General features: G+C 54.6%; 21 protein-coding genes. 13 read left to right on the forward strand and 8 right to left on the reverse strand.

What is annotated here, in order from left to right; all coding sequences use genetic code 11:
• Positions 1–3: 3 nt before the first annotated feature.
• The 4 genes from lacA to FDW94_RS02095 all read right to left on the reverse strand — a co-directional run bounded on the left by lacA (position 4) and on the right by FDW94_RS02095 (position 6,237).
• On the reverse strand, positions 4–615 hold the full coding sequence (gene lacA / locus FDW94_RS02080) for a galactoside O-acetyltransferase (protein WP_128612096.1): 612 nt from the start codon (positions 613–615) through the stop codon (positions 4–6).
• A 29-nt stretch (positions 616–644) separates the two neighbouring features.
• Positions 645–1,898 carry an MFS transporter gene (locus tag FDW94_RS02085; RefSeq protein WP_111466016.1) on the reverse strand — a complete coding sequence of 418 codons (1,254 nt, stop codon included), beginning with the start codon at positions 1,896–1,898 and terminating at the stop codon, positions 645–647.
• A gap of 51 nt (positions 1,899–1,949) precedes the next feature.
• Positions 1,950–5,033: a beta-galactosidase gene (locus FDW94_RS02090; protein WP_137377063.1), complete on the reverse strand. Its 3,084-nt coding sequence runs from the start codon at positions 5,031–5,033 to the stop codon at positions 1,950–1,952.
• 121 nt (positions 5,034–5,154) lie between these two features.
• Positions 5,155–6,237 carry a LacI family DNA-binding transcriptional regulator gene (locus FDW94_RS02095; protein WP_137377175.1) on the reverse strand — a complete coding sequence of 361 codons (1,083 nt, stop codon included), beginning with the start codon at positions 6,235–6,237 and terminating at the stop codon, positions 5,155–5,157.
• Between the two features lie 111 nt (positions 6,238–6,348).
• Here FDW94_RS02095 and FDW94_RS02100 point away from each other — a divergent pair, with 111 nt between their 5' ends.
• Entirely contained in the window at positions 6,349–7,011 is a 663-nt protein-coding gene (locus FDW94_RS02100; protein WP_137377176.1) for a class I SAM-dependent methyltransferase, read from the forward strand.
• Here the strand turns inward: FDW94_RS02100 and FDW94_RS02105 are convergent.
• Together FDW94_RS02105 and FDW94_RS02110 are read right to left on the reverse strand one after the other, a co-directional pair.
• Positions 7,008–7,958, reverse strand: coding sequence for a helix-turn-helix domain-containing protein (locus tag FDW94_RS02105; RefSeq protein WP_137377064.1), 951 nt, complete (start codon positions 7,956–7,958; stop codon positions 7,008–7,010). The two genes, FDW94_RS02100 and FDW94_RS02105, sit on opposite strands and share 4 nt — an antisense overlap.
• An 18-nt stretch (positions 7,959–7,976) precedes the next feature.
• Positions 7,977–8,753 (reverse strand): MBL fold metallo-hydrolase, encoded by a 777-nt coding sequence (locus tag FDW94_RS02110; RefSeq protein WP_137377065.1) that lies wholly within the window; start codon positions 8,751–8,753, stop codon positions 7,977–7,979.
• Positions 8,754–9,135: 382 nt separating this feature from the next.
• Here FDW94_RS02110 and FDW94_RS02115 point away from each other — a divergent pair, with 382 nt between their 5' ends.
• From FDW94_RS02115 to FDW94_RS02125, 3 genes are all read left to right on the forward strand, one after another.
• On the forward strand, positions 9,136–9,381 hold the full coding sequence (locus FDW94_RS02115) for a YmjA family protein (RefSeq protein WP_137377066.1): 246 nt from the start codon (positions 9,136–9,138) through the stop codon (positions 9,379–9,381).
• Positions 9,382–9,467: 86 nt separating this feature from the next.
• Positions 9,468–9,944 carry a cold shock domain-containing protein gene (locus FDW94_RS02120; protein WP_003830914.1) on the forward strand — a complete coding sequence of 159 codons (477 nt, stop codon included), beginning with the start codon at positions 9,468–9,470 and terminating at the stop codon, positions 9,942–9,944.
• Between the two features lie 239 nt (positions 9,945–10,183).
• Positions 10,184–10,741 (forward strand): hypothetical protein, encoded by a 558-nt coding sequence (locus tag FDW94_RS02125; RefSeq protein WP_239693729.1) that lies wholly within the window; start codon positions 10,184–10,186, stop codon positions 10,739–10,741.
• A 191-nt stretch (positions 10,742–10,932) separates the two neighbouring features.
• Here FDW94_RS02125 and FDW94_RS02130 read toward each other — a convergent pair whose 3' ends face one another.
• A complete protein-coding gene (locus FDW94_RS02130; protein ID WP_008783873.1) occupies positions 10,933–11,235 on the reverse strand; it encodes a putative quinol monooxygenase in 303 nt (100 codons plus the stop codon).
• A gap of 135 nt (positions 11,236–11,370) precedes the next feature.
• The gene (locus FDW94_RS02135) at positions 11,371–12,183 is read right to left on the reverse strand and encodes a DNA-binding transcriptional regulator (RefSeq protein WP_137377177.1); all 813 of its coding nucleotides are present in this window, start codon (positions 12,181–12,183) and stop codon (positions 11,371–11,373) included.
• Positions 12,184–12,374: 191 nt separating this feature from the next.
• Between FDW94_RS02135 and FDW94_RS02140 the strand changes: the two genes are divergently transcribed.
• From FDW94_RS02140 to mmuM, 9 genes are all read left to right on the forward strand, one after another.
• Complete coding sequence (locus FDW94_RS02140) at positions 12,375–14,039, forward strand: bifunctional 3-(3-hydroxy-phenyl)propionate/3-hydroxycinnamic acid hydroxylase (RefSeq protein WP_057067123.1); 1,665 nt, start codon at positions 12,375–12,377, stop codon at positions 14,037–14,039.
• 1 nt (position 14,040) lies between these two features.
• Complete coding sequence (mhpB, locus tag FDW94_RS02145; RefSeq protein ID WP_032942486.1) at positions 14,041–14,985, forward strand: 2,3-dihydroxyphenylpropionate/2,3-dihydroxicinnamic acid 1,2-dioxygenase; 945 nt, start codon at positions 14,041–14,043, stop codon at positions 14,983–14,985.
• Between the two features lie 28 nt (positions 14,986–15,013).
• Entirely contained in the window at positions 15,014–15,880 is an 867-nt protein-coding gene (gene mhpC, locus FDW94_RS02150) for a 2-hydroxy-6-oxonona-2,4-dienedioate hydrolase (RefSeq protein ID WP_137377067.1), read from the forward strand.
• 9 nt (positions 15,881–15,889) lie between these two features.
• Positions 15,890–16,699, forward strand: a complete 810-nt coding sequence (gene mhpD / locus FDW94_RS02155; RefSeq protein WP_000184938.1) for a 2-keto-4-pentenoate hydratase — start codon at positions 15,890–15,892, stop codon at positions 16,697–16,699.
• Positions 16,696–17,646 (forward strand): acetaldehyde dehydrogenase, encoded by a 951-nt coding sequence (mhpF, locus tag FDW94_RS02160; protein ID WP_137377068.1) that lies wholly within the window; start codon positions 16,696–16,698, stop codon positions 17,644–17,646. Before mhpD ends, mhpF begins: the two co-directional genes overlap by 4 nt.
• Positions 17,643–18,656, forward strand: a complete 1,014-nt coding sequence (mhpE, locus tag FDW94_RS02165; RefSeq protein WP_137377069.1) for a 4-hydroxy-2-oxovalerate aldolase — start codon at positions 17,643–17,645, stop codon at positions 18,654–18,656. The genes mhpF and mhpE overlap by 4 nt, the downstream gene beginning before the upstream one ends.
• A gap of 68 nt (positions 18,657–18,724) precedes the next feature.
• Positions 18,725–19,936, forward strand: coding sequence for a 3-(3-hydroxy-phenyl)propionate transporter MhpT (gene mhpT, locus FDW94_RS02170; protein ID WP_020996588.1), 1,212 nt, complete (start codon positions 18,725–18,727; stop codon positions 19,934–19,936).
• Positions 19,937–20,210: 274 nt separating this feature from the next.
• Positions 20,211–21,614 (forward strand): S-methylmethionine permease, encoded by a 1,404-nt coding sequence (gene mmuP / locus FDW94_RS02175; RefSeq protein WP_137377070.1) that lies wholly within the window; start codon positions 20,211–20,213, stop codon positions 21,612–21,614.
• A partial coding sequence (gene mmuM, locus FDW94_RS02180) for a homocysteine S-methyltransferase (RefSeq protein WP_137377178.1) occupies positions 21,601–22,500 on the forward strand: 900 nt, incomplete at its 3' end. The genes mmuP and mmuM, both read left to right, overlap by 14 nt.

The following is a 22,500-nucleotide window of genomic DNA, read 5'->3' on the forward strand; positions in this document are numbered from 1 at the left end:
TGCTTAAATTGACGGCTCTACTTTATAATTTTGGTAATAGAACTCTCTATCTCGCTCATTAATGGTTCTGAGAACCCGACAGGGAACTCCCACCGCCACGACATCTGCCGGAATGTCTTTTGTGACTATGCTCCCTGCGCCGATAACAGAATTATCGCCAATCGTTATGCCAGGATTGATCACCACATTACTGCCAATCCATACGTTATTGCCGATGGTGACTGGAAAGGAAAACATCTCTCCGGATTTTCTTAATTCATGATGAACAGGATGACCCGTTACTGAGATCGTGACGTTTGGTGCAATTAAAACGTTATCGCCAATGGTGACCGTGTAATCATCCACAATGGTAAAGTTAAAATTGGCGTAAAAGTTTTTGCCAATGTGAATATTGCTCCCGTATGAGAAATAAATAGGGGGTTCAATCCACGTATGTTCACCCACGCTTCCAAACATTTCACGAATCAGTCTTTCCCTCTTTTCAACCTCCGATGGACGCGTGTGGTTAAACTCATACATTAACTCTTTTCCATGCAATCTCTCTTCCGGCAGGCCCTCGCACATATCGGTATACAGTTTGCCTGCTTTTATTCTGTCTCTCATGGACATGCTCATCGAAGATATTCCCTCCTTGTTATTCGTTTTCAAACTTGTTTGCTTGCTGGGGTGAAAACGCGGGAAAAGGGCCCCGGACCGCTAAGGGTAAATACGGAAATCAGCGTGAAGCTCAGCGCAATAATCCCCAGCACCAGATAAGCTCCCTGGAAACCAATACTCTCATACATTTTCCCGGCCAGAACTGACATGAAAATCATGGCTAACTGTTTGAAGAAACAGAAACACACCAGATAAATCGTGGCCGAGAAACGTACTTCGAACTGGCTGGTGATGTACTTGAAGCAGCCGACGATCAGGAACGGTATCTCAAACATATGCAGCGTTTTGAGAATAACGACCTCCAGTGCAGTGGTGGCGAATGACGAGCCAATAATCCTTACCGACATAATCGTACCGGCCAGCAGCAGGGCGTTCTTTCCGCCAATTCGGTTCACAATCAGCGGTGCAAAGAACATGATCGAGGCGTTGAGTAATTCTCCCATCGTCGTGACGTAGCCAAACACGCGGGTACCCTGTTCGCCGGTGGCAAAGAATGAGGTAAAGAAGTTGGCGAACTGCTGGTCAAACACATCGTAAGTACAGGAAACGCCGACCACATACAGGGAGAGGAACCAAAGTTTTGGTTGTTTAAATAACTCCAGCGCCAGCTTCAGGCTGAATGCCGAGTTATTGGCGCCTACCGCATCCGCAACTTTTGCAGAAGAGGGGGCATCTGTTTTTGAAAATAACAGCAGCAATGCCAGAATGACCGCACAGCCAGAGCCTAACCAGAAGACGAATTGGTTATTGATGGTGAACATAATTCCGGCAATCGAGGCGCACAGCGCCCAGCCCACGCAGCCAAACATGCGCGCGCGACCAAATTCAAAGTTGCTTCTGCGGCTGGCTTTTTCAATATAGGCTTCAATCGCTGGGGCACCGGCATTGTAAATAAAGCCAAGGTAAATCCCGCCGACAATTGAACCCAGTAAAATATTAACCTGCAATAATGGGCCAAATACGTAAATAAAGAACGGGGCAAACATTACCAGCATGCCGGTAATTACCCACAGCAGATGTTTACGCAGGCCGAGCTTATCGGATAGTAGTCCGAAAATTGGCTGAAATAACAAAGAAAACAGTGAGATGCAGGCGAAGATTATGCCGGTATCGCCTTTGCTGATATGGTTTACATCGTGTAACCAGATAGGGAAGAAGGGGAAATACGCACCCATAATAAAAAAGTAAAAGAAGAAGAAAAAGCCAAACATCCAAAAGTTAGTGTTTTTTAAATAATACATAACAGACTTCCTATAAATGCGGGCAGGTATCAACCTGCCCTGCTTATATTATTATTTTTGGCCCCAGACGAACTGGAAGTGGTAGCGTCCGGCGCTCAGCTGGAATTCCGGCGACACGGAAGGACTCCACGAATCATCGCCGCCGACGCCCATATGGAAGCCATCAATATTGAGCCAGGTGCCCGCCTCAGGTTGCAGCAGATGGCGGTGGCTGGTTTCCATCAGTTGCTGCTGGCTAAAGCGGCTGATGTTGAACTGGAAGTCTCCGCGCCACTGGTGCGCACCGTAGTACAGTTCGCGCGTGCCGCAGCGCAGACCGTTTTCGCTCGGGAAAACATACGGGGTGTACATCTCATCAAGCGACAGATCCCAGCGATCGAAACATGCGGCGCCCAGACGGTCCGGGTAGTTCTCATGCGGGCCGAGACCTAACCAGTTCACTCGCTCCGCAACCTGCGCCAGCTGGCAGCTCAGGCCGATGCGGGCCGGATGCGGCGTACCGCTGGCAACGTCGACATCCACCGTTATCTGCATTTCACCATTGCCGTCAATACGATAGCTTTTTCGGCTGACGAACAGCGTTTCGCCCCGATACTGCCACGCATGTTCGGTGGTGATCAGTGCCGCACTGCTCAGCGTATCGGCAGCACAGTGCAGTAACGTTGCTTCAGCCTGATAGTGACCGGCGGCCTTCCAGCGTTCAACCCAGGCGTTAGGGTCGATGCGGGTTGACTCGCTCACGCCGATGTCGTTGTCCAGCGGCGCGCGGGTGAACTGGTCAGTAAGCGGGCTTACCAACTGGGCTTCATCGCTAATCCAGTATTGTGTTAGCAGGCCGGACTGACGATCGAATTGCCAGCGTGTGTTGTTGGCCACCACGGTAAAATTGCTCTCACTAACATCCAGCTGTGGTGCGCTGCTGACGCGTGATAGATGTACCAGGCTGAGCTTCTCTTCCAGCTTCCACTGTTGCCAGGCGCTGATATGCCCGGCTTCTGACCATGCGGTCGCCTGAGGCTGCTCTACGCGCACCGTCAGCCACAGTTCGCCTGCGGTGTCCGGCATCGGAACGTTCGGCAGGGTAATCACCTGGCGGCCCTGTGGGGCGATATCCAGAACGATTTCTCCGGCGGCCAGCGGGTTGCCGTCAAGGGCAATCGACCAGTGCAGAACTTCGTTATCGCTGCGGCGGAACAGATATTCGCTGGTCACTTCAATCTGGCGTTCAGCGCCCGGCAGTAACGTGAACTGGAAAAACTGCTGTTCATGTTTGGCCTCATATAACGCCGGATGCGGAGTGCGATCGGCGAACACCAGCCCGTTCATGCAAAACTGACGATCGTTAGGCGTGTCGCCAAAATCGCCACCGTAGGCTGACCATGCTTTGCCGTTCTCATCATATTTGGTCAGCGACTGATCCACCCAGTCCCAGACAAATCCGCCCTGCAGGCGCGGATACTGACGGAACGCTTGCCAGTATTTGGCGAAGCCGCCAAAGCTGTTGCCCATAGCGTGGGCGTATTCACAAAGGATCAGCGGACGCTGTTCGCCGGGCATCGACAGCCACTTTTTAATCGACCATTTGGGTACTGCGGGGAAGGGCTGATCCTGATCGACGCGGGCGTACATCGGGCAAATAATGTCGGTGGCGGCAGTATCAGCTCCACCGCCCTCGTACTGCACCGGACGTGACGGGTCTTCTGATTTTATCCAGCGGTAGAGCGCGTCGTGATTGACGCCATGGCCGGATTCATTGCCCAGTGACCAGATAATAATGCTCGGGTGGTTGCGATCGCGCTGCACCATGCGCGTGACGCGCTGGCTCATGGCAGGCAACCATGCGGGATTGTCGGTGAGGCGATTCATCGGCACCATGCCGTGGGTTTCAATGTTGGCTTCGTCGACTACATACAGGCCGTAACGATCGCACAGGGTGTACCACAGCGGATGGTTCGGGTAATGGGAACAGCGCACGGCGTTGAAGTTATTCTGCTTCATCAGGATGATGTCCTGCACCATCGTCGCCTCATCCATCACCTGGCCGTTGACCGGATGGTGCTCATGGCGGTTGGTACCGCGAATCAACAGCGGCTTGCCGTTTAACAGCAACAGGCCGTTTTCGATACAAACCTGACGAAAACCAACGTCACAGGCTTCCGCTTCAATTAGTACTCCGCCTGCGGTGTGTAACTGCACAACGGCGCGATACAGATTGGGCGTTTCGGCACTCCATAGCGCCGGTTTTTCGACGTTCAGACGCAGTGTCACCCGGTCATGATAAGCGCCGCGTTCATCAATGATCTCGCTGCCGAGCGGTGAGGTCGTTTCGTGGGTGAGCGTTTCACTTTCCAACAATTGCAGGGTGACGCGTAAATCTTCGTTCTCGTTGCCACCCACTCTGACTTCCGCTTCCAGCGTGGCGCGGCTGAAGTCGTCATTAAAACGGGTATTAATGCGCAGGTCGCGGATTTGCGTAGTGGGCTTATGCAGCAGGGAGACATCGCGAAAAATGCCGCTCATGCGCCACATGTCCTGGTCTTCCAGATAGCTGCCGTCGCTCCAGCGCAGCACCATCACAGCCAGACGGTTTTCGCCGCGCAGCAGATAATCGCTAAGATCAAACTCAGACGGCAGACGGCTATCCTGACCGTAGCCGACCCAGCGACCGTTGCACCACAGATGAAACGCGGAGTTCACGCCGTCAAAAATAATGCGCGTCTGACCTTCCTCTAACCACGCGTCTTCGATATTAAATGTGAGCGAGTAACATCCTGTCGGGTTCTGTGCCGGAACGTACGGAGGATTCACCGGGATTGGGTAGGTGACGTTGGTGTAAATTGGCGCATCATAACCGTCCATCTGCCAGTTAGAGGGGACGTTGACGGTGTCTGTCTGTGGCAGATCGCTTGTCAGCCAGCTTTCTGGCACAGCCTCCGGCGCGGCAAACCAGGCAAATTGCCACTGGCCATTCAGCGAGCGTAACTGACTCGAACGCTGATTGGTACGTGCATCATCCGCTGAGCGCCAGCTACAGAACGGCGGATGTGCTTCCAGCCGGTTGAGCTGCGTGACGCCGGGATTCTCCCAGTCGCGGCGGGCCAGAACAGCGGAGAGTGAATCTGTGTTCAGGTTCATAACGGTATCCTGTTTGAATTTGTTACTCGCTCACAATTTCAATCAAAATACGAACAAGCGCTCCTTGCTGTAAAGGATGGGGCGTTCAATAAGTGAACTGACTCACACAATTGTTATGCGTTCACAATTTGGGTGTGAGCTGAGAAACTTGCCGCGCCAGCTGGATCAGTGAATCAGCCAGCGCCTGGGGAGTGGTGGTTTGCGTATCGGGAGGCAGAACCGTTTTGCGCTTGACCAGGGTGACGGGAAGCAGTTGGTTACCCACGCTGGAGCCGCCACGGGGGAGTTGCAATAGCCTGTCGACGCTGGTTTCACCCAGCAACGGAAAATCCTGCCTGATGGTGGTCAGCGGTGGGATGTAACAGGCGCTGTCTTCTGTGTCATCGTAGCCAATTACCGATATATCCACTGCAACCCGCAGACCGAACTCGCTGATTGCCCGCATCGCGCCCAGCGCCATTTGATCGTTAGCGACCAGCATGGCGGTAGGGAGGTTACCGTTATTCAGCATGTGCATCGTTTGCTGAAAACCAGACATCGCGCTCCAGTCGCCTTCCAGCTCCACAACGGGTTGTAGCTGGTAATGTGCCAGATACTTGTGCCAGCCCGCATGCCGAAGCCTTGCCGAAACGGAAGTGTGCGGCCCGCTCAGCAGGGCGATCCGTTGATGTCCGTGCTGCACCAGATGTTCAACGCCAAGGCGCGCGCCGTCGTCATGAGAGAAAATCACGCTGTTAATTGGCGTCAAGTCAGAGACATCGAGAAACAGCACCGGCACTGTACCGCAGGCAGCGGCCACGGCAATGGCATCTTCTTCATCCAGCGGATAGTTGATGATAAGCCCGGTTACGCGTTGAGAAAGCAGATTGTGGACCGCGGTTTTACAGGACTCAACGCCGCTGCGCTCGACCATGGCGATCACCACGCTGGCACCGGACTGGTCGGCGCGGGATTTTATGGCAGCAACGATTTGTGAGGGGGCATGCAGGGCAAGGTTTGCCGTCACAACGCCAATCAGTGGCGTCTGTTTGCCAGCCAGCTGCTGTGCAACGCGGTTAGGAATGTAATTGAGTTCCGCCATCGCGGCCTCAACTTTCTGTCGGGTTTTTGCGGAAACGTGGCTGGCCTGGTTCACGACGCGAGAGACGGTCTGGTAAGAGACACCTGCATGGTCTGCCACATCGTATAGCGTTACCGGTTTCACGTTTATCACCCCTGTCATGACGTTATCTGTGCGCTATGATGCCACAGCGGGACGGGTTTGGGGGATTTGCGCATGGGTTCTGCGAGGCGCATTCCAGGGTTTGAGGATAGCGTGCTGAAAGATTTATCGCTGTTATACCTAACAGAAGAAAAAAGCGAGGACATTGTGAGCGATTCTGCGGCAAAAAATATTCTGTCCATCTACCGACGCCATGCGGATGCTTTTGCCAGCCAGCGCTCGCGCACCTTGTTCGAGAAAAGCTGGCTCGATAAATTTATTTCCGTGATGGGCGGGCAGGGCAGCATTGTGGATATTGGCTGCGGCAACGGTCAGCCGATCGCCGGTTATTTTATCCAGCAAGGTTTTCAGCTTACCGGCGTTGATGGTTCCTCGGCGATGCTGGCGCGGGCCCGAAACACTTATCCTGCACAGCGCTGGCTGGAACAGGATATGCGCGAGTTGGCACTCAATGAGACTTTCGATGGACTGATCGCCTGGGACAGCTTTTTCCATTTAACTCAGCAGGACCAGCAAAAGATGTTCCCGATTTTTGACCGCCTCAGCCATCCCGGTAGCGCGCTGATGTTTACCAGCGGTACGGACAACGGCATCGCGATGGGGCAATTTGAAGGTGAGCCGCTGTTTCACGCCAGCCTCGCGCCGGATGAATACCGCGCACTGCTGTCAGCACACGGTTTTGCGGTGGTCGAGATGGTGATGGAAGATCCGCACTGCACCGGGCATACCATCTGGCTGGCGCAAAAAAGAGGCTAATCACCGCGAAAGGTTTTACGCCATTCAGCCGGGCTAACGCCAAAGTGGGATTTAAAATGCTGGCGCCAGGTGACGGGCGACTGAAAACCAACCTGTTCTGCGATGCGTTCAACGGGTAACTGGCTGGACTCCAGCAACGTCTGGCTACGGCGCAGGCGCTCGGCAATCAACCATTCGGCCACGCTTGACCCTGTGGCCTTCATAAAATGACGGGTGAGGGTGCGACGGCTCATCATCACCCGTTGCGCCAGCTCGTCAAGATTATGCGGTTCATGGAGATGCTGGCGCAAATAGTCGAGCAGGACGTTGATGCGCTGATCTTTGGTATTTTTCGCCACCGGTTGCTCGATAAACTGTGCCTGGCCGCCCTCGCGATGTGGCGGCACAATCATCCGTCTGGCAATCTGATTCGCCACCGTGCTGCCAAAACGCTGGCGAATGACGTACAGGCAGCAATCCAGCGCAGCGGCGGTGCCTGCCGAGGTAATAATACCGTCGTCATCCACGTACAGCGCGTTGATATCCAGATGAGCTGCCGGAAAGCGGGCCTGAAAATCCTGCTCGAACTCCCAGTGCGTAGCCGCCCGTTTGCCATCCAGCAGACCGGCGTAGCCGAGGACAAACGCGCCCAGGCATAACCCAACAATCTGCGCGCCGTTTTGTCGCGCACGATTGAGCGCATCAAGCAGGCTTTGTGGTGGCCGATGTGCCGTGGTACCCCACCAGGGGATCACCACAATGTCGGCGGCCTCCACCGCTTCATAGCCGTAGGCTGCGTTAATGGAGAAGCCATCCTGCGAGGAAACGATGCCCGGCTGTTCTGCACACAGTTGCACCTCAAAACGCTTTTTCGTCGCCACTTTGTCACTGAAAATAATGCACGGCACCGAGAAGTGAAACGGGCTGAAATCTTCCACGGCAACAATGGCGACGTTAAGCGGTTGCATACGAGTCCTCTGTGGAGTTTAAAACGTCAGGGTTTCGCCATCTTCCGGCACGTTAACGAATTGCGCAATCTGGTTGTCGCAGGCGTACTCTTTCAAGGCCGCGCGGGTCAGCAGACAGTGGTTAATCGCCTCCATGTGGGTCGCCACAATTTGTGCTTCGGGCAGCGTGAAGTGGGTTTTTAGCACATCTTCCGCGCCCATGATAATTGGGCCAAACCCGATAACGTGAGCAAAGCCTGCGTTCAGAATGACCACGCCTGGCTGGAAAGTCCGCATGTTGGTTTCCACCTCGTCGCGCCAGATGGTGTCCCCGACCAGATACAGCGTTTTTTCCGCCGGATGCTGGAAGATAACTCCGCAGGCATCACCCAGACGTTCAGCCATTTGCGGGACTGCGTAAGCGCGATCCGAACCGTGCTGGCCGCCGGTTTTACGCAGGGTGATATCACCAAGCGCAGTGTTTTGCGTCAGTACGGTCAGTTGCGTGAAACCTTGTTCCCGCAGTACCTGCGCATCGCGATCGTTTTGCACATAAATCGGTTTGTCTTTCGGCACGACACGAGCCGCGGCTTCATCCCAGTGGTCTTCATGCAGATGGGTCACGATCAGCGCATCAACGTTGAGCAGGGTGTCGATATCGACAGGCAGATCAACGGTCGGGTTGCGGATCTCGGCGCGTGCCGTACCGGCAAAGCCCGGATAAGTACCTTTTGCCGCCAGCATAGGGTCGATCAGAAAGGTTTTGCCACCAAAAGTGATGTGCTGCGTAGCGTGACGGATTTGCGTGATGTTCATGGTGTTTGCTCCACGTGTTGGGTCAGTGGTGTCATCGTAGAGTGTTGTCCAGAAGATGAATGTGGGCAAATGGGCGACTAGCGATGGGATTGGGCCAACTGCGGATTACAGATGTCGATAATGTAATTAGAATTAAAGTAATTTAATATTTCCTTGGTGGCTCGTTATTTAATAAGTAGCTATTATATCGAACTGAATAAGAATGCTATTATTTAAATACGGAAAGGTTTATTAAATGCGAAGTTGTGCCGGAAAACATTATTGATATATGTAATGCATAGTGACAAATAAAACAGATCGCGAACCATGAAATAAGAATGCTATCATTCACACCAGACGCGGCAGGCAACTGCTGGCACACGCATTTACCCCGGAGCAACTGATGAACAACGACATTCCGCTAAAATATTATGATATCGCCGACGAGTACGCGACCGAGGCCGCAAAGCCGGTGAGCGACACAGAACGTGACGCGCTGGCGCACTACTTCCAGCAGTTGATCACTCGTTTGATGAACAACGAAGAGATCAGCGAAGAAGCGCAGCAGGAGATGGCTACCGTGGCAGCTGTCGACGCTCAGCGTATCGATGATATTGCGGAGTTCCTCAATCGTTGGGGTAACGAGTAGCCAAAGACATGGCCTGTGTTTTACACTGCGCGCAAATTGAGTAGGTATACTCTACAAGTAATAGGTTTAATCAGGCGGAAACAGCAATGAACGGAACAATCACAACGTGGTTTAAAGATAAAGGCTTTGGATTTATCAAAGATGAAAACGGCGACAACCGCTATTTTCATGTGATTAAGGTTGCTAATCCTGAGCTGATCAAGAAAGACGCGGCGGTGACTTTTGAGCCCACCACCAACAACAAAGGCTTGTCTGCCTACGCGGTAAAAGTCATACCAGACAGCAAGTACATCTATATTGCAGGCGAGCGTCTGAAGCTCACTTCGATCAAGTCATTCCTGGTCTACAGCGAAGAAGTCCCTGTAGAGACCCGTATCGACAAAGAAAATGCTGTGCTGTCTGTCGGCGTGCTGATGAACAGCATCCGACCGAAATCAGACGTAAAGCCTGGTGAAATGCGTACGCTGAAAAAGCTGGCCATCACTACCTTCCAGGGCACGACGCTGATCTTCTCGGAAGATGAAATCGACATCGACGCGACGGTGAAACTGCTTAAAGTCTGAAACCCTTCGGACTGAATAAAAACCGGAACGCTGCTCTTTTCAGGAGCGGGTTTCGGTTTTTTTTTGATATGTGTAATTTACGTGATTCAGGTATGTAGTGATAAAATTAGTAGGTAGCAATCCGTTTCTGAATAGGTATATATTATCCGTATTAAATAAATATGATCGTCAACTATTTGCAGATTAGTAGCGCGGTTAACTAATAGTGATTCACCGGTATAACTAATGGGGTAATATAAGTGATTTTTAAAAAAATATGGAAAGCTATATCTTCTGAATATATACCATCGGCCATTTGCTTTTTTCTCCTTGCAAAAATGGATTATGAAATAATATCTATCTGGCCACAGAATGAATCGGTTGATGACAGAATTAAACTTTCTTTACTATTCATTCATTTGGTGATGATTTTAGTGATGTTTACTCCGCTAATTAATCGGTTTTTGTCACGAGTAGACAATGAGAAATTTGAAAAGTTTATAGCTCTTCCGCAGAAAGATAAAAACATCACATACATCGATTATTATGATTTTCTGAGCGGGCTTGCTTTATCAGCATTTTACTTATCTATCCTTATTTTTACAATGAAGAGTATTTACGAAGAAGCAGGATGGATAATTTCTGGTATTTATATATTTACAATGTTTGTGTCTTCTATTTCTATTGCTGCATTGTCATTGCTTAGATTTATCTGGTTATTTACAAAGTTTAATAATTATATATATTGGTTTATTGTTTTACTTGCGAGCAGTATGTGTATGGCAGTTATTGGTGCCGCGATGAAAATGGCCTCGTAAAAATGCGCTTAATATCTGGAACAGTGATGATTCCGTTTTGTAATCCGTGGGATGCATTGTTGCAAAGCTTAAAGCCTCTTTTGAAGAGGCTTTAAGCCCTCAGCGACCAGGGAAGTAAAAGACTGTCTTTCCTGGTGTTGAGCATTCTGCCAAAAACATAATTAACAGTATTCCAACTACTTTCTTCATTATCACGAGACTGCCGGATTTACCACGTCATCCATCAGTATGTAACGTGCTTCCTGGCGCGTGTATTGATCGATTAATGGTACAAGTCGCTGGAAATGCTCGCTGGCACAATGTTCATCGAGAGCCGCGTGGTTTGGCCATTCTTCGATAAAAATAAAATGCCCCGGATCTTTTTCATCAATATAGAGGTCGTAAGCAATGCAGTGCGGTTCTTTCTTCGTTGCCGCTATTAGCTCACGATACAACGGGAGAACAGTTTCAATATACTCAGGTTTGATGAAATCCTCAGCAATGACCTTTAACATGCAGCCTCCTGGCAGAAAACGAATGCACACTATGTAATGAAGATATTTTTTGGGCAAGAGGTCACAGAGTTTTATCGGCCGGATAGTGAGTTATGCCAGCTATCAATCAGATGATCCGCATAACTGTGATCCATCTCACCTCCCGGCAACCAAAATCTCCTGCGATTCGACGCCGTCCTCTATCTGTTTCGCCACCTTTTGTAAGGCAGGAAGATGCTTTTCCGCGGCCTGTTCGATGGTCATGGCGCTGGCCATATACACCAAATTCAGGCAGCCGATCACCCGCTGTTCGCTGCGGATGGGGACGGCGATAGAAGCGATTTTCTCCTCCTGATCCCAACCGCGAAAGTTCTGCCCAAAACCGTCTTTTCGCACGCGGGTCAAAATGGCATTGAGCTTCAGCGGCTCGCGCGCAAGCTGGAACTCTTCTCCCGATCGGGAGGCAAGCATTTCAATCAGTTCCTGCCGTTCATTCTCCGGGCAAAATGCCAGCCAGGTCAGGCCGGATGCGGTTTTCAGCAGTGGCAAACGACGCCCTACCATCGCCCGGTGAAACGACAGACGGCTGAAACGGTGGGTGGTTTCACGTACCACCATCGCGTCCACATCCAGCGTGGAAACGTCGGTCGGCCAGATGACCTCGCGCAGCAAATCTCCCAGCAGCGGGGCGGCGAGTGCAGAAATCCACTGCTCGTCACGAAACCCCTCGCTGAGCTGGCGGACTTTAATGGTTAAGCGAAAGCTGTCATCGGACAGGCTGCGCCGGACGTAACCCTCATCCTGCAGGGTTTCCAGCAGCCGTCTGACCGTGGTGCGATGCAGGCCGCTTAACTCAGCAAGCAAGCCAACACTGGCCCCACCATCGAGCCGGTTTAACATATTTAATAACATTAATCCGCGCGTTAATCCGCGTACGGTTTTGTACTCAGTGCTCTCGTCATTTTTCATATTCATTGACAAATCTACAGGTAAAACAACGTTGTGCACTTAGTGCACATCCTGGCATGTTTTGATTGTAGCGCAAAAACTCGCTTCTATACTGACCGCACAACAAAAAATTATTCACATATTTTTAACAAAACAAATTGCGCCTCACCAGGGTCCGCAATTGCGTTTTGTCCGAGTCGTGAGGTTCTGAAATGACAACAAAAAACCCGGATATCCAACCCGCTGTGCAGCATACCGCGCAGGTGGCGATTGCCGGTGCTGGTCCGGTAGGGCTGATGATGGCCAACTATCTTGGGCAGATGGGCATTGAGGTGTTGGTAGTGGAGAAGCTCGACACGCTGATCGACTATCCTCGCGCCATCGGCATTGATGATGAAGCGCTGCGTACTATGCAGTCTGTGGGGCTGGTCGAGAACGTTTTGCCGCACACCACGCCGTGGCACGCGATGCGCTTTCTTACCCCGAAAGGCCGCTGTTTTGCTGATATCCAGCCGATGACCGACGAATTTGGCTGGTCGCGCCGCAATGCTTTTATTCAGCCGCAGGTGGACGCGGTGATGTTGGAAGGGTTGTCGCGTTTTCCCAACGTGCGCTGCCTGTTCTCCCGCGAACTGGAGGCCTTCAGCCAACAAAACGGCGAAGTGACGCTAAATCTGAAAGCGCCAGACGGTCAACGTGAAACGGTGAAGGCCCAGTGGCTGGTGGCCTGCGACGGCGGCGGCAGCAACGTCAGACGTTCTCTGAACGTGCCGTTTGAAGGTAAAACCGCGCCGAATCAGTGGATTGTGGTGGATATCGCCAACGATCCGCTCAGCACGCCGCATGTGTATTTGTGCTGCGATCCGGTGCGCCCGTATGTCTCTGCCGCGCTGCCGCACGCGGTGCGCCGTTTTGAGTTTATGGTTATGCCGGGGGAAACCGAAGCGCAGCTTAGCGAGCCGCAGAATATGCGCCAGTTACTGAGCAAAGTGCTGCCGAACCCGGACAACGTCGAGCTGATCCGCCAGCGCGTGTATACCCATAATGCTCGTCTGGCCGAACGTTTTCGTATTGACCGCGTGCTGCTGGCGGGCGATGCGGCGCACATTATGCCGGTCTGGCAGGGTCAGGGATACAACAGCGGCATGCGCGATGCTTTCAACCTGGCATGGAAACTGGCGCTGGTGATTAACGGTAAAGCCGACGATGCGCTGTTGGATACCTACCAGCAGGAACGCCGCGACCACGCCAAAGCGATGATCGACCTCTCCGTGACCGCTGGCAACGTACTTGCGCCGCCCAAACGCTGGCACGGCGCGGTACGCGATGGGGTTTCCTGGCTGTTGAACTATATTCCGCCGGTCAAACGTTACTTCCTTGAAATGCGGTTTAAGCCGATGCCGCAGTACCACGCCGGGGCGCTGGTGCGTGAAGGCGACGCGAAAACTTCACCGGTCGGCAAGATGTTTATCCAGCCGAAGGTGACGCTGGAATCGGGCGAAGTGACGTTGCTCGACAACGTCATCGGACCGAATTTCGCGGTGATTGGCTGGGGCTGTAACCCACTATGGGGCATGAGCGAGGCGCAGATCCAACAGTGGCAGGCGCTGGGGACGCGTTTTATCCAGGTCGTGCCGGATACGCAGATACATACCGATCAGGATAACCACGACGGCGTTACCCGCATTGGCGATACGCAAAACCGCCTGCGCGCGTGGTTTGCCCAGCACAACGCTGCGCTGGTGGTAATGCGCCCGGACCGCTTCGTGGCCGCCATTGCCATTCCGCAAACCCTGGGCAGCACCCTGAATAAACTGGCGTCGGTGATGACGCTCACTCGCGCTACTGCCGACATTCCTGTTGAAAAGGTTGCCTGATATGCACGCTTATCTTCACTGTCTTTCCCACTCGCCGCTGGTGGGCTATGTCGACCCGGCACAGGCTGTGCTCGACGAGGTTAACGGCGTGATCGCCAGTGCTCGGGCACGTATTGCGGCGTTCGAACCTGAACTGGTCGTGCTGTTTGCCCCCGATCACTACAACGGATTTTTCTACGACGTGATGCCGCCGTTCTGTTTAGGCGTTGGAGCTACAGCGATCGGCGATTTTGGTAGTGCGGCGGGGGAATTACCGGTGCCGACAGATCTGGCTGAAGCCTGCGCCCACGCGGTAATGAAAAGCGGTATCGATCTCGCCGTGTCCTACAACATGCAGGTCGATCATGGCTTCGCGCAGCCGCTGGAGTTTTTGCTCGGCGGCCTAGATAAGGTGCCGGTGCTGCCAGTGTTTATTAACGGTGTCGCCACGCCGCTGCCGGGCTTTCAGCGTACCCGCATGCTCGGTGAAGCGATTGGCCGTTTCGCCAGCTCGCTGAATAAGCGCGTGCTGTTTTTAGGCTCCGGTGGTCTGTCGCATCAGCCGCCGGTACCGGAGCTGGCGAAGGCTGATGCCCATATGCGTGACCGCCTGCTCGGCAGCGGCAAACAGTTACCTGAAAACGAGCGCGAGCTGCGCCAGCAGCGGGTGATCAGCGCCGCCGAGAAGTTTGTGGTCGATCAAAACACGCTACACCCGCTTAACCCTGTCTGGGATAACCGTTTTATGTCCCTGCTTGAGCAGGGGCGTTTGCAGGAGCTGGACGCGGTCAGTAACGAAGAGCTGTCCGCGATGGCGGGCAAATCAACGCACGAAGTGAAAACCTGGGTTGCCGCCTTCGCCGCTATTTCTGCTTTTGGCAACTGGCGCAGCGAAGGCCGTTATTACCGCCCGATCCCGGAGTGGATCGCCGGATTCGGCTCCCTGAGCGCCACTACGCAGAACTAAAACAGAACTGAATATGCAGGAGAACATCATGACTTACCAACCGCAAACCGAAGCCGCTACCAGTCGTTTTCTGGAGGTGCAGGAAGCAGGCGAAACCCTACGCGTGCATTTCAATGACTGTGGGCAGGGCGAAGAGACCGTCGTGCTGCTGCACGGATCCGGTCCTGGCGCGACGGGCTGGGCAAACTTCAGCCGCAATATCGATCCGCTGGTACAGGCCGGATACCGGGTGATCCTGTTGGATTGTCCTGGCTGGGGCAAAAGCGATGGGATCGTTAACCGCGGTTCGCGATCCGATCTCAACGCCCGCATCCTGAAAAGCGTGGTCGATCAGTTGGATATTCAAACAGTCCACCTGCTGGGTAACTCGATGGGCGGTCACAGTGCTGTGGCGTTTACCCTGAGCTGGCCGGAGCGCGTGGGCAAACTGGTATTAATGGGCGGCGGAACGGGCGGCATGAGCCTGTTTACCCCGATGCCGACCGAAGGTATCAAGCGCCTGAATCAGCTGTATCGTGAGCCGACCATCGAGAACCTGAAGCTGATGATGGAGATCTTTGTCTTCGACACCAGCGACCTGACCGAGGCGTTGTTTGAGGCGCGCCTGAATAACATGCTGTCGCGTCGCGATCACCTGGAAAACTTTGTCCAGAGTCTGGAGGCCAACCCGAAACAGTTCCCGGATTTCAGCCCGCGTCTGGGTGAAATCAAAGCTCAGACTCTGATTGTCTGGGGACGCAATGACCGCTTTGTACCGATGGATACCGGTCTGCGCCTGCTCTCCGGAATTGCCGGTTCTGAGCTGCATATCTACCGCGACTGCGGGCACTGGGCGCAGTGGGAACATGCGGATGCCTTTAACCAACTGGTGCTGAACTTCCTCGCACGCCCTTAAGGAACGGACATGACGAATCGTAATCTTGAGCAGCTAGCCGCCGATTTACGTCAGGCTGAAGAAAAAGGGGAAGCCATCGCCCCGCTGCGTGAATTGATTGGTGTGGATAACGCCGAAGCGGCCTACGCCATTCAGCGCATCAACGTACAGTACGACGTGGCGCGCGGGCGTCGCGTGGTCGGGCGCAAAGTGGGGCTGACGCACCCGAAAGTGCAGCAGCAGCTGGGTGTCGATCAACCGGACTTCGGTACGCTGTTTGCTGATATGTGTTATGGCGATAACGAAACCATCCCGTTTTCCCGTGTGCTGCAACCGCGTATTGAAGCCGAAATTGCGCTGGTGCTGAACCGCGATCTGCCCAATACCGACACCACTTTTGACGAGCTTTACAACGCCATAGAGTGGGTACTTCCCGCGCTGGAAGTGGTCGGCAGCCGTATCCGCGACTGGTCGATCAAATTTGTTGATACCGTGGCGGATAACGCCTCCTGTGGCGTGTATGTGGTCGGCGGTCCGGCACAGCGTCCGGCAGGATTAGATCTGAAAAACTGCGCGATGAAAATGACGCGCAACAACGAAGAGGTCTCCAGCGGGCGCGGCAGCGAATGCCTGGGACATCCGATCAACGCCGCCGTCTGGCTAGCGCGCAAAATGGCCAGCCTCGGCGAGCCGCTGCGTGCGGGAGACATTATTCTCACCGGAGCGTTAGGCCCGATGGTGGCGGTGAATGCGGGCGATCGTTTCGAAGCCCATATCGACGGTATTGGTTCAGTCGCCGCCACCTTTTCAGCGGCGGTTACAAAAGGAAGTCAGTCATGAGTAAGCGTAAAGTCGCCATTATCGGCTCCGGCAACATCGGTACCGATTTGATGATAAAAATTTTGCGTCACGGCGTGCATCTGGAAATGGCGGTGATGGTCGGTATCGATCCAGAATCTGATGGCCTGGCGCGTGCCCGACGCATGGGCGTTGCCACCACCCATGAAGGGGTGACAGGGCTTATCGCCATGCCGGAATTCGCCGATATCGACATTGTGTTTGACGCCACCAGCGCAGGCGCGCATGTGAAGAACGACGCCGCGCTACGTGCCGTTAAACCAGGCATCCGCCTGATCGACCTGACGCCCGCGGCAATCGGTCCTTACTGCGTGCCGGTGGTGAATCTGGCAGCCAACGTTGATCAGCAGAACGTCAATATGGTGACCTGCGGCGGACAGGCAACCATCCCAATGGTGGCGGCAGTTTCTCGCGTGGCAAAAGTCCATTACGCCGAGATTATCGCCTCGATCGCCAGTAAATCGGCGGGGCCGGGTACCCGCGCCAATATCGACGAGTTTACCGAAACTACCTCGAAGGCGATTGAAGTGGTCGGCGGCGCGGCAAAAGGCAAAGCCATTATTGTCCTTAACCCGGCCGAGCCGCCGCTGATGATGCGTGACACGGTGTATGTGCTGAGCGAAGCGGCCTCTGAGGTTGAAGTTGAAGCGTCGATTAATGAGATGGCGGCGGCGGTGCAGGCCTACGTGCCGGGCTATCGCCTGAAACAGCGTGTCCAGTTTGAAGTCATCTCGGAGGATAAACCGGTGAATCTGCCGGGTATCGGCCAGTTCTCTGGGCTGAAAACCGCGGTGTATCTGGAAGTGGAAGGCGCGGCGCACTATTTACCAGCCTACGCGGGCAACCTCGACATTATGACCTCCAGCGCGCTGGCGACCGCTGAGAAGATGGCGCAGTCCCTCGCTCGTCAGGCAGGAGAAGCAGCATGAACGGTAAAAAAATCTATATCTCTGACGTGACCCTGCGCGACGGTATGCACGCCATTCGGCATCAATATTCGCTGGGGAATGTGCGCCAGATAGCCAAAGCGCTGGACGACGCACGGGTTGATTCTATTGAAGTGGCCCACGGCGACGGTTTACAAGGTTCCAGCTTTAACTACGGCTTTGGTGCGCACAGCGACCTGGAGTGGATTGAAGCGGCGGCGGACGTGGTGAAGCATGCCAAAATTGCCACGCTGTTGCTGCCGGGTATCGGCACTATTCATGACCTGAAAAATGCATATCAGGCCGGCGCACGGGTAGTGCGCGTGGCGACCCACTGCACTGAAGCGGATGTGTCGGCCCAGCATATTCAGTATGCGCGTGAGCTTGGCATGGATACCGTCGGCTTTCTGATGATGAGCCATATGACCACACCGGAGAACCTGGCACAGCAGGCGAAGCTGATGGAAAACTACGGCGCGACCTGTATTTATGTGGTCGATTCCGGCGGCGCAATGAACATGAGCGATATTCGCGCCCGCTTCCGCGCACTGAAAGCGGTGCTGAAGCCGGAAACAGAAACCGGAATGCATGCGCATCACAACCTGAGTCTTGGGGTGGCGAACTCCATTGCCGCGGTAGAAGAAGGGTGTGACCGTATCGACGCCAGCCTGGCCGGGATGGGCGCAGGCGCGGGCAACGCGCCATTGGAGGTATTTATCGCCGCTGCGGATAAGCTTGGTTGGCAGCACGGCACCGATCTCTACGCACTGATGGACGCCGCCGACGATTTAGTGCGCCCACTACAAGACCGCCCGGTGCGGGTGGATCGTGAAACGCTGGCGCTGGGCTATGCCGGGGTGTACTCCAGCTTCCTGCGTCATTGCGAAGTGGCGGCAGCACGTTATGACCTGAGCGCAGTAGATATTCTGGTGGAACTGGGCAAACGTCGGATGGTGGGTGGCCAGGAAGATATGATCGTCGACGTAGCGCTGGACCTGCGCAACCGCAAATAAAAATGATTACGCGGCTGGCAACGTATCAGCCGCGATTCACCTGCATCGTGACCTCAGAGGGACATCTTATGACGACCCGTACCCCCGCATCTTACCGCCTGACGTTGACCGTTGGGCTTTGCTTTTTAGTTGCCCTGATGGAAGGGCTGGATTTACAGGCCGCCGGTATCGCTGCCGTCGGTATCGCCCACGCGTTTGCGCTGGATAAAATGCAGATGGGCTGGATCTTCAGTGCGGGCATTCTCGGGCTGCTGCCCGGCGCGCTGGTGGGTGGCATGCTGGCTGACCGCTACGGCCGCAAGCGTATTCTCATTGCCTCTGTGGCGCTGTTCGGCCTGTTCTCGCTGGCGACGGCGATTTCCTGGGATTTCTCATCGCTGGTTTTTGCCCGTCTGATGACCGGTGTCGGGCTGGGCGCGGCGTTGCCGAATCTGATCGCGCTGACCTCCGAGGCGGCGGGCCCGCGTTTTCGCGGTACGGCAGTGAGCCTGATGTACTGCGGCGTGCCGATTGGCGCGGCGCTGGCGGCGGCGCTTGGGTTTAGCGGTCTGGCCTCCGCCTGGCAAACGGTGTTCTGGGTAGGCGGGGTGATCCCGCTGTTGCTGGTGCCGCTGTTGATGCGCTGGCTGCCGGAATCACAGGTTTATACCCAACAAACGCAAGTGGCCGCCGCACCGCTGCGTGCCCTGTTTGCGCCAGCGACGGCGAGTGCCACGCTGCTGCTGTGGTTGTGCTATTTCTTCACCCTGCTGGTGGTGTATATGCTGATCAACTGGCTGCCGATGCTGCTGGTGGAGCAGGGCTTTCGACCATCGCAGGCGGCAGGCGTAATGTTTGCTCTGCAAATTGGCGCGGCCAGCGGCACGTTAATTCTCGGGGCGTTAATGGATAAACTGCGCCCGGTGGTGATGTCGCTGCTGATCTACACCGGGATGTTGGCTTCACTGCTGGCGCTGGGTACGGTGTCGTCATTGAGCGGCATGCTAATGGCGGGATTTGTGGCCGGGATGTTCGCCACCGGCGGGCAAAGCGTGTTGTATGCGCTGGCGCCGCTGTTTTACAGCACGCAGATCCGCGCCACAGGTGTGGGCACCGCCGTCGCAGTCGGGCGTCTGGGGGCGATGAGCGGCCCGCTGCTGGCAGGGAAAATGTTAGCGCTCGGTACCGGAACGGTAGGGGTGATGGCGGCTTCTGCGCCGGGCATTTTGCTGGCAGGCCTGGCGGTATTTATTCTGATGAGCCGCAAATCGCAGATGCCGATCCCGGCCAGCGGTGCTTAAGCATTCATCCGGATGTGGGAGTGGGGAGATTTGGTTCCTACTTCCGGGTGAACGCCGTCAGTCAACTGTGTTGCCAAAGTTTAGATAAAACATGGCAACGGAGGCGTTATGAGCTGGCGGCCCTTTTTGTATCTGATTATTAATCCCCACCCGCTATTAAGCGCCCGACGCGGTCATCTGCGTCTGGTGCAGGGTTGACTTTGCATTCTGTTAACAAACGCGGTATAACAAACCTTCTTTGGATGTTTAGATGTCCATACGTTTAGAAGGTTATATGAAAACAACACAACAAAATGCGCCACTGAAGCGCACAATGAAAACGCGTCACCTGATTATGCTTTCCTTGGGCGGCGTGATTGGCACAGGATTATTCTTCAATACCGGGTACATCATCTCCACCACTGGAGCGGCGGGAACGCTGCTGGCCTATCTGATTGGCGCGCTGGTGGTCTGGCTGGTTATGCAGTGTCTGGGCGAGCTGTCGGTCGCGATGCCGGAGACCGGGGCGTTTCACGTTTATGCCGCGCGCTATCTTGGTCCGGCTACCGGGTATACCGTGGCCTGGCTCTACTGGCTGACCTGGACCGTGGCGCTGGGTTCGAGCTTTACCGCCGCCGGATTCTGTATGCAGTACTGGTTTCCACAGGTGCCGGTATGGGTCTGGTGCGTGGTGTTCTGCGCGATTATTTTTGGTCTGAATGTTATCTCCACGCGCTTTTTTGCCGAAGGGGAGTTCTGGTTCTCCCTGGTCAAGGTGGTCACTATCATCGCCTTTATCATCCTCGGTGGGGCGGCGATTTTCGGCTTTATTCCGATGCAGGATGGCTCGCCCGCGCCGGGGCTGAGTAATATCACGGCGGAAGGCTGGTTCCCGCACGGTGGCTTACCGATTCTGATGACTATGGTTGCAGTGAACTTTGCTTTTTCGGGTACCGAGCTTATCGGCATTGCCGCCGGTGAAACGGAAAACCCGCGCAAAGTTATCCCGGTAGCGATTCGTACTACCATCGCGCGACTGATTATTTTCTTTATCGGCACCGTGTTTGTGCTGGCGGCGCTGATCCCGATGCAGCAGGCGGGCGTGGAGAAAAGCCCGTTTGTGCTGGTGTTTGAGAAAGTAGGGATCCCGTACGCCGCTGATATTTTTAACTTCGTGATCCTGACTGCTATTCTTTCTGCAGCGAACTCCGGGTTATATGCCTCCGGGCGCATGCTGTGGTCGCTGTCGAATGAACGTACGCTACCGGCCTGTTTTGCGCGAGTAACGAAAAACGGCGTTCCACTGACGGCGCTGTCGGTCAGTATGCTCGGTGGTGTGCTGGCGCTGTTTTCCAGCGTGGTGGCCCCGGACACGGTATTTGTTGCGCTGTCGGCAATCTCCGGGTTTGCGGTGGTAGCGGTGTGGCTGAGTATCTGCGCCTCGCATTTTGTTTTTCGTCGCCGTCATCTGCAACAAGGTAAGGCATTGAGTGAATTACATTATCGCGCGCCGTGGTATCCGCTGGTGCCAGTATTAGGTTTTGTGCTGTGCCTGGTGGCCTGTGTAGGGCTGGCATTCGATCCAGCGCAGAGAATTGCGTTGTGGTGCGGGTTACCGTTTGTTGCGTTGTGCTATGGTGCTTATTTCCTTACTCAACCCCGAAACGCAAAACAGGAGCCAGAACATGTCGCAGAATAATCCGTTACGCGCTCTCCTTGATAAACAGGATATCCTGCTGCTGGATGGCGCGATGGCGACGGAGCTGGAAGCGCGAGGGTGTAACTTAGCCGACAGCCTGTGGTCAGCCAAAGTGCTGGTAGAAAACCCGGAGCTTATCCGCGAAGTGCATCTTGATTACTACCGGGCGGGGGCGCAATGCGCGATCACTGCCAGCTATCAGGCGACGCCGGCGGGCTTCGCCGCGCGAGGTCTGGATGAATCGCAGTCGAAAGCGCTGATTGGCAAAAGCGTGGAGCTGGCTCGTAAAGCCCGTGAAGCGTATCTGGCAGAGAACCCGCAGGCGGGAACGCTTCTGGTGGCGGGATCCGTCGGGCCTTACGGCGCGTATCTGGCGGATGGCTCTGAATACCGTGGCGATTATCATTGTAGCGTTGAGGCATTTCAGGCGTTTCATCGCCCGCGCGTGGAAGCCTTGCTGGATGCCGGGGCCGATCTGCTGGCCTGCGAAACCCTGCCGAATTTCGCCGAGATTGAGGCGTTGGCTGAGCTGTTGACCGCATATCCGCGTGCGCGGGCATGGTTCTCATTTACCCTGCGCGACAGCGAGCACCTGAGCGACGGTACGCCGCTGCGTGACGTGGTTGCGTTGCTGGCGGGTTATCCGCAGGTGGTGGCGCTAGGCATTAACTGTATTGCGCTGGAAAACACCACCGCTGCGTTGCAGCATTTACACGGCTTAACGGCGCTGCCGCTGGTGGTGTATCCGAACTCGGGCGAGCAGTACAATGCGGTGAGCAAAACCTGGCATCATCACGGTGAGCATTGTGCGCAGCTGGCGGATTATCTGCCGCAGTGGCAGGCCGCTGGCGCACGATTAATTGGCGGGTGCTGTCGCACCACGCCT

The sequence above is a fragment of the Citrobacter sp. wls757 genome (assembly GCF_005280935.1).
GTDB classification, from domain to species: domain Bacteria; phylum Pseudomonadota; class Gammaproteobacteria; order Enterobacterales; family Enterobacteriaceae; genus Citrobacter; species Citrobacter portucalensis.

Bases quoted from the DNA above. Each gene is read 5' to 3' on its own strand.
- FDW94_RS02130 (WP_008783873.1), bottom strand. From the start codon at position 11,235: ATGTTAAAGGTCATTGCTGAGGATTTCATCAAACCTGAGTATATTGAA.
- mhpC (WP_137377067.1), top strand. From the start codon at position 15,014: ATGACTTACCAACCGCAAACCGAAGCCGCTACCAGTCGTTTTCTGGAG.
- mhpF (WP_137377068.1), top strand. From the start codon at position 16,696: ATGAGTAAGCGTAAAGTCGCCATTATCGGCTCCGGCAACATCGGTACC.
- lacA (WP_128612096.1), bottom strand. From the start codon at position 615: ATGAGCATGTCCATGAGAGACAGAATAAAAGCAGGCAAACTGTATACC.
- FDW94_RS02085 (WP_111466016.1), bottom strand. From the start codon at position 1,898: ATGTATTATTTAAAAAACACTAACTTTTGGATGTTTGGCTTTTTCTTC.
- mhpT (WP_020996588.1), top strand. From the start codon at position 18,725: ATGACGACCCGTACCCCCGCATCTTACCGCCTGACGTTGACCGTTGGG.
- mhpE (WP_137377069.1), top strand. From the start codon at position 17,643: ATGAACGGTAAAAAAATCTATATCTCTGACGTGACCCTGCGCGACGGT.
- mhpB (WP_032942486.1), top strand. From the start codon at position 14,041: ATGCACGCTTATCTTCACTGTCTTTCCCACTCGCCGCTGGTGGGCTAT.
- mhpD (WP_000184938.1), top strand. From the start codon at position 15,890: ATGACGAATCGTAATCTTGAGCAGCTAGCCGCCGATTTACGTCAGGCT.
- FDW94_RS02115 (WP_137377066.1), top strand. From the start codon at position 9,136: ATGAACAACGACATTCCGCTAAAATATTATGATATCGCCGACGAGTAC.
- FDW94_RS02110 (WP_137377065.1), bottom strand. From the start codon at position 8,753: ATGAACATCACGCAAATCCGTCACGCTACGCAGCACATCACTTTTGGT.
- FDW94_RS02140 (WP_057067123.1), top strand. From the start codon at position 12,375: ATGACAACAAAAAACCCGGATATCCAACCCGCTGTGCAGCATACCGCG.
- FDW94_RS02090 (WP_137377063.1), bottom strand. From the start codon at position 5,033: ATGAACCTGAACACAGATTCACTCTCCGCTGTTCTGGCCCGCCGCGAC.
- mmuP (WP_137377070.1), top strand. From the start codon at position 20,211: ATGAAAACAACACAACAAAATGCGCCACTGAAGCGCACAATGAAAACG.
- FDW94_RS02105 (WP_137377064.1), bottom strand. From the start codon at position 7,958: ATGCAACCGCTTAACGTCGCCATTGTTGCCGTGGAAGATTTCAGCCCG.
- FDW94_RS02120 (WP_003830914.1), top strand. From the start codon at position 9,468: ATGAACGGAACAATCACAACGTGGTTTAAAGATAAAGGCTTTGGATTT.
- FDW94_RS02135 (WP_137377177.1), bottom strand. From the start codon at position 12,183: ATGAAAAATGACGAGAGCACTGAGTACAAAACCGTACGCGGATTAACG.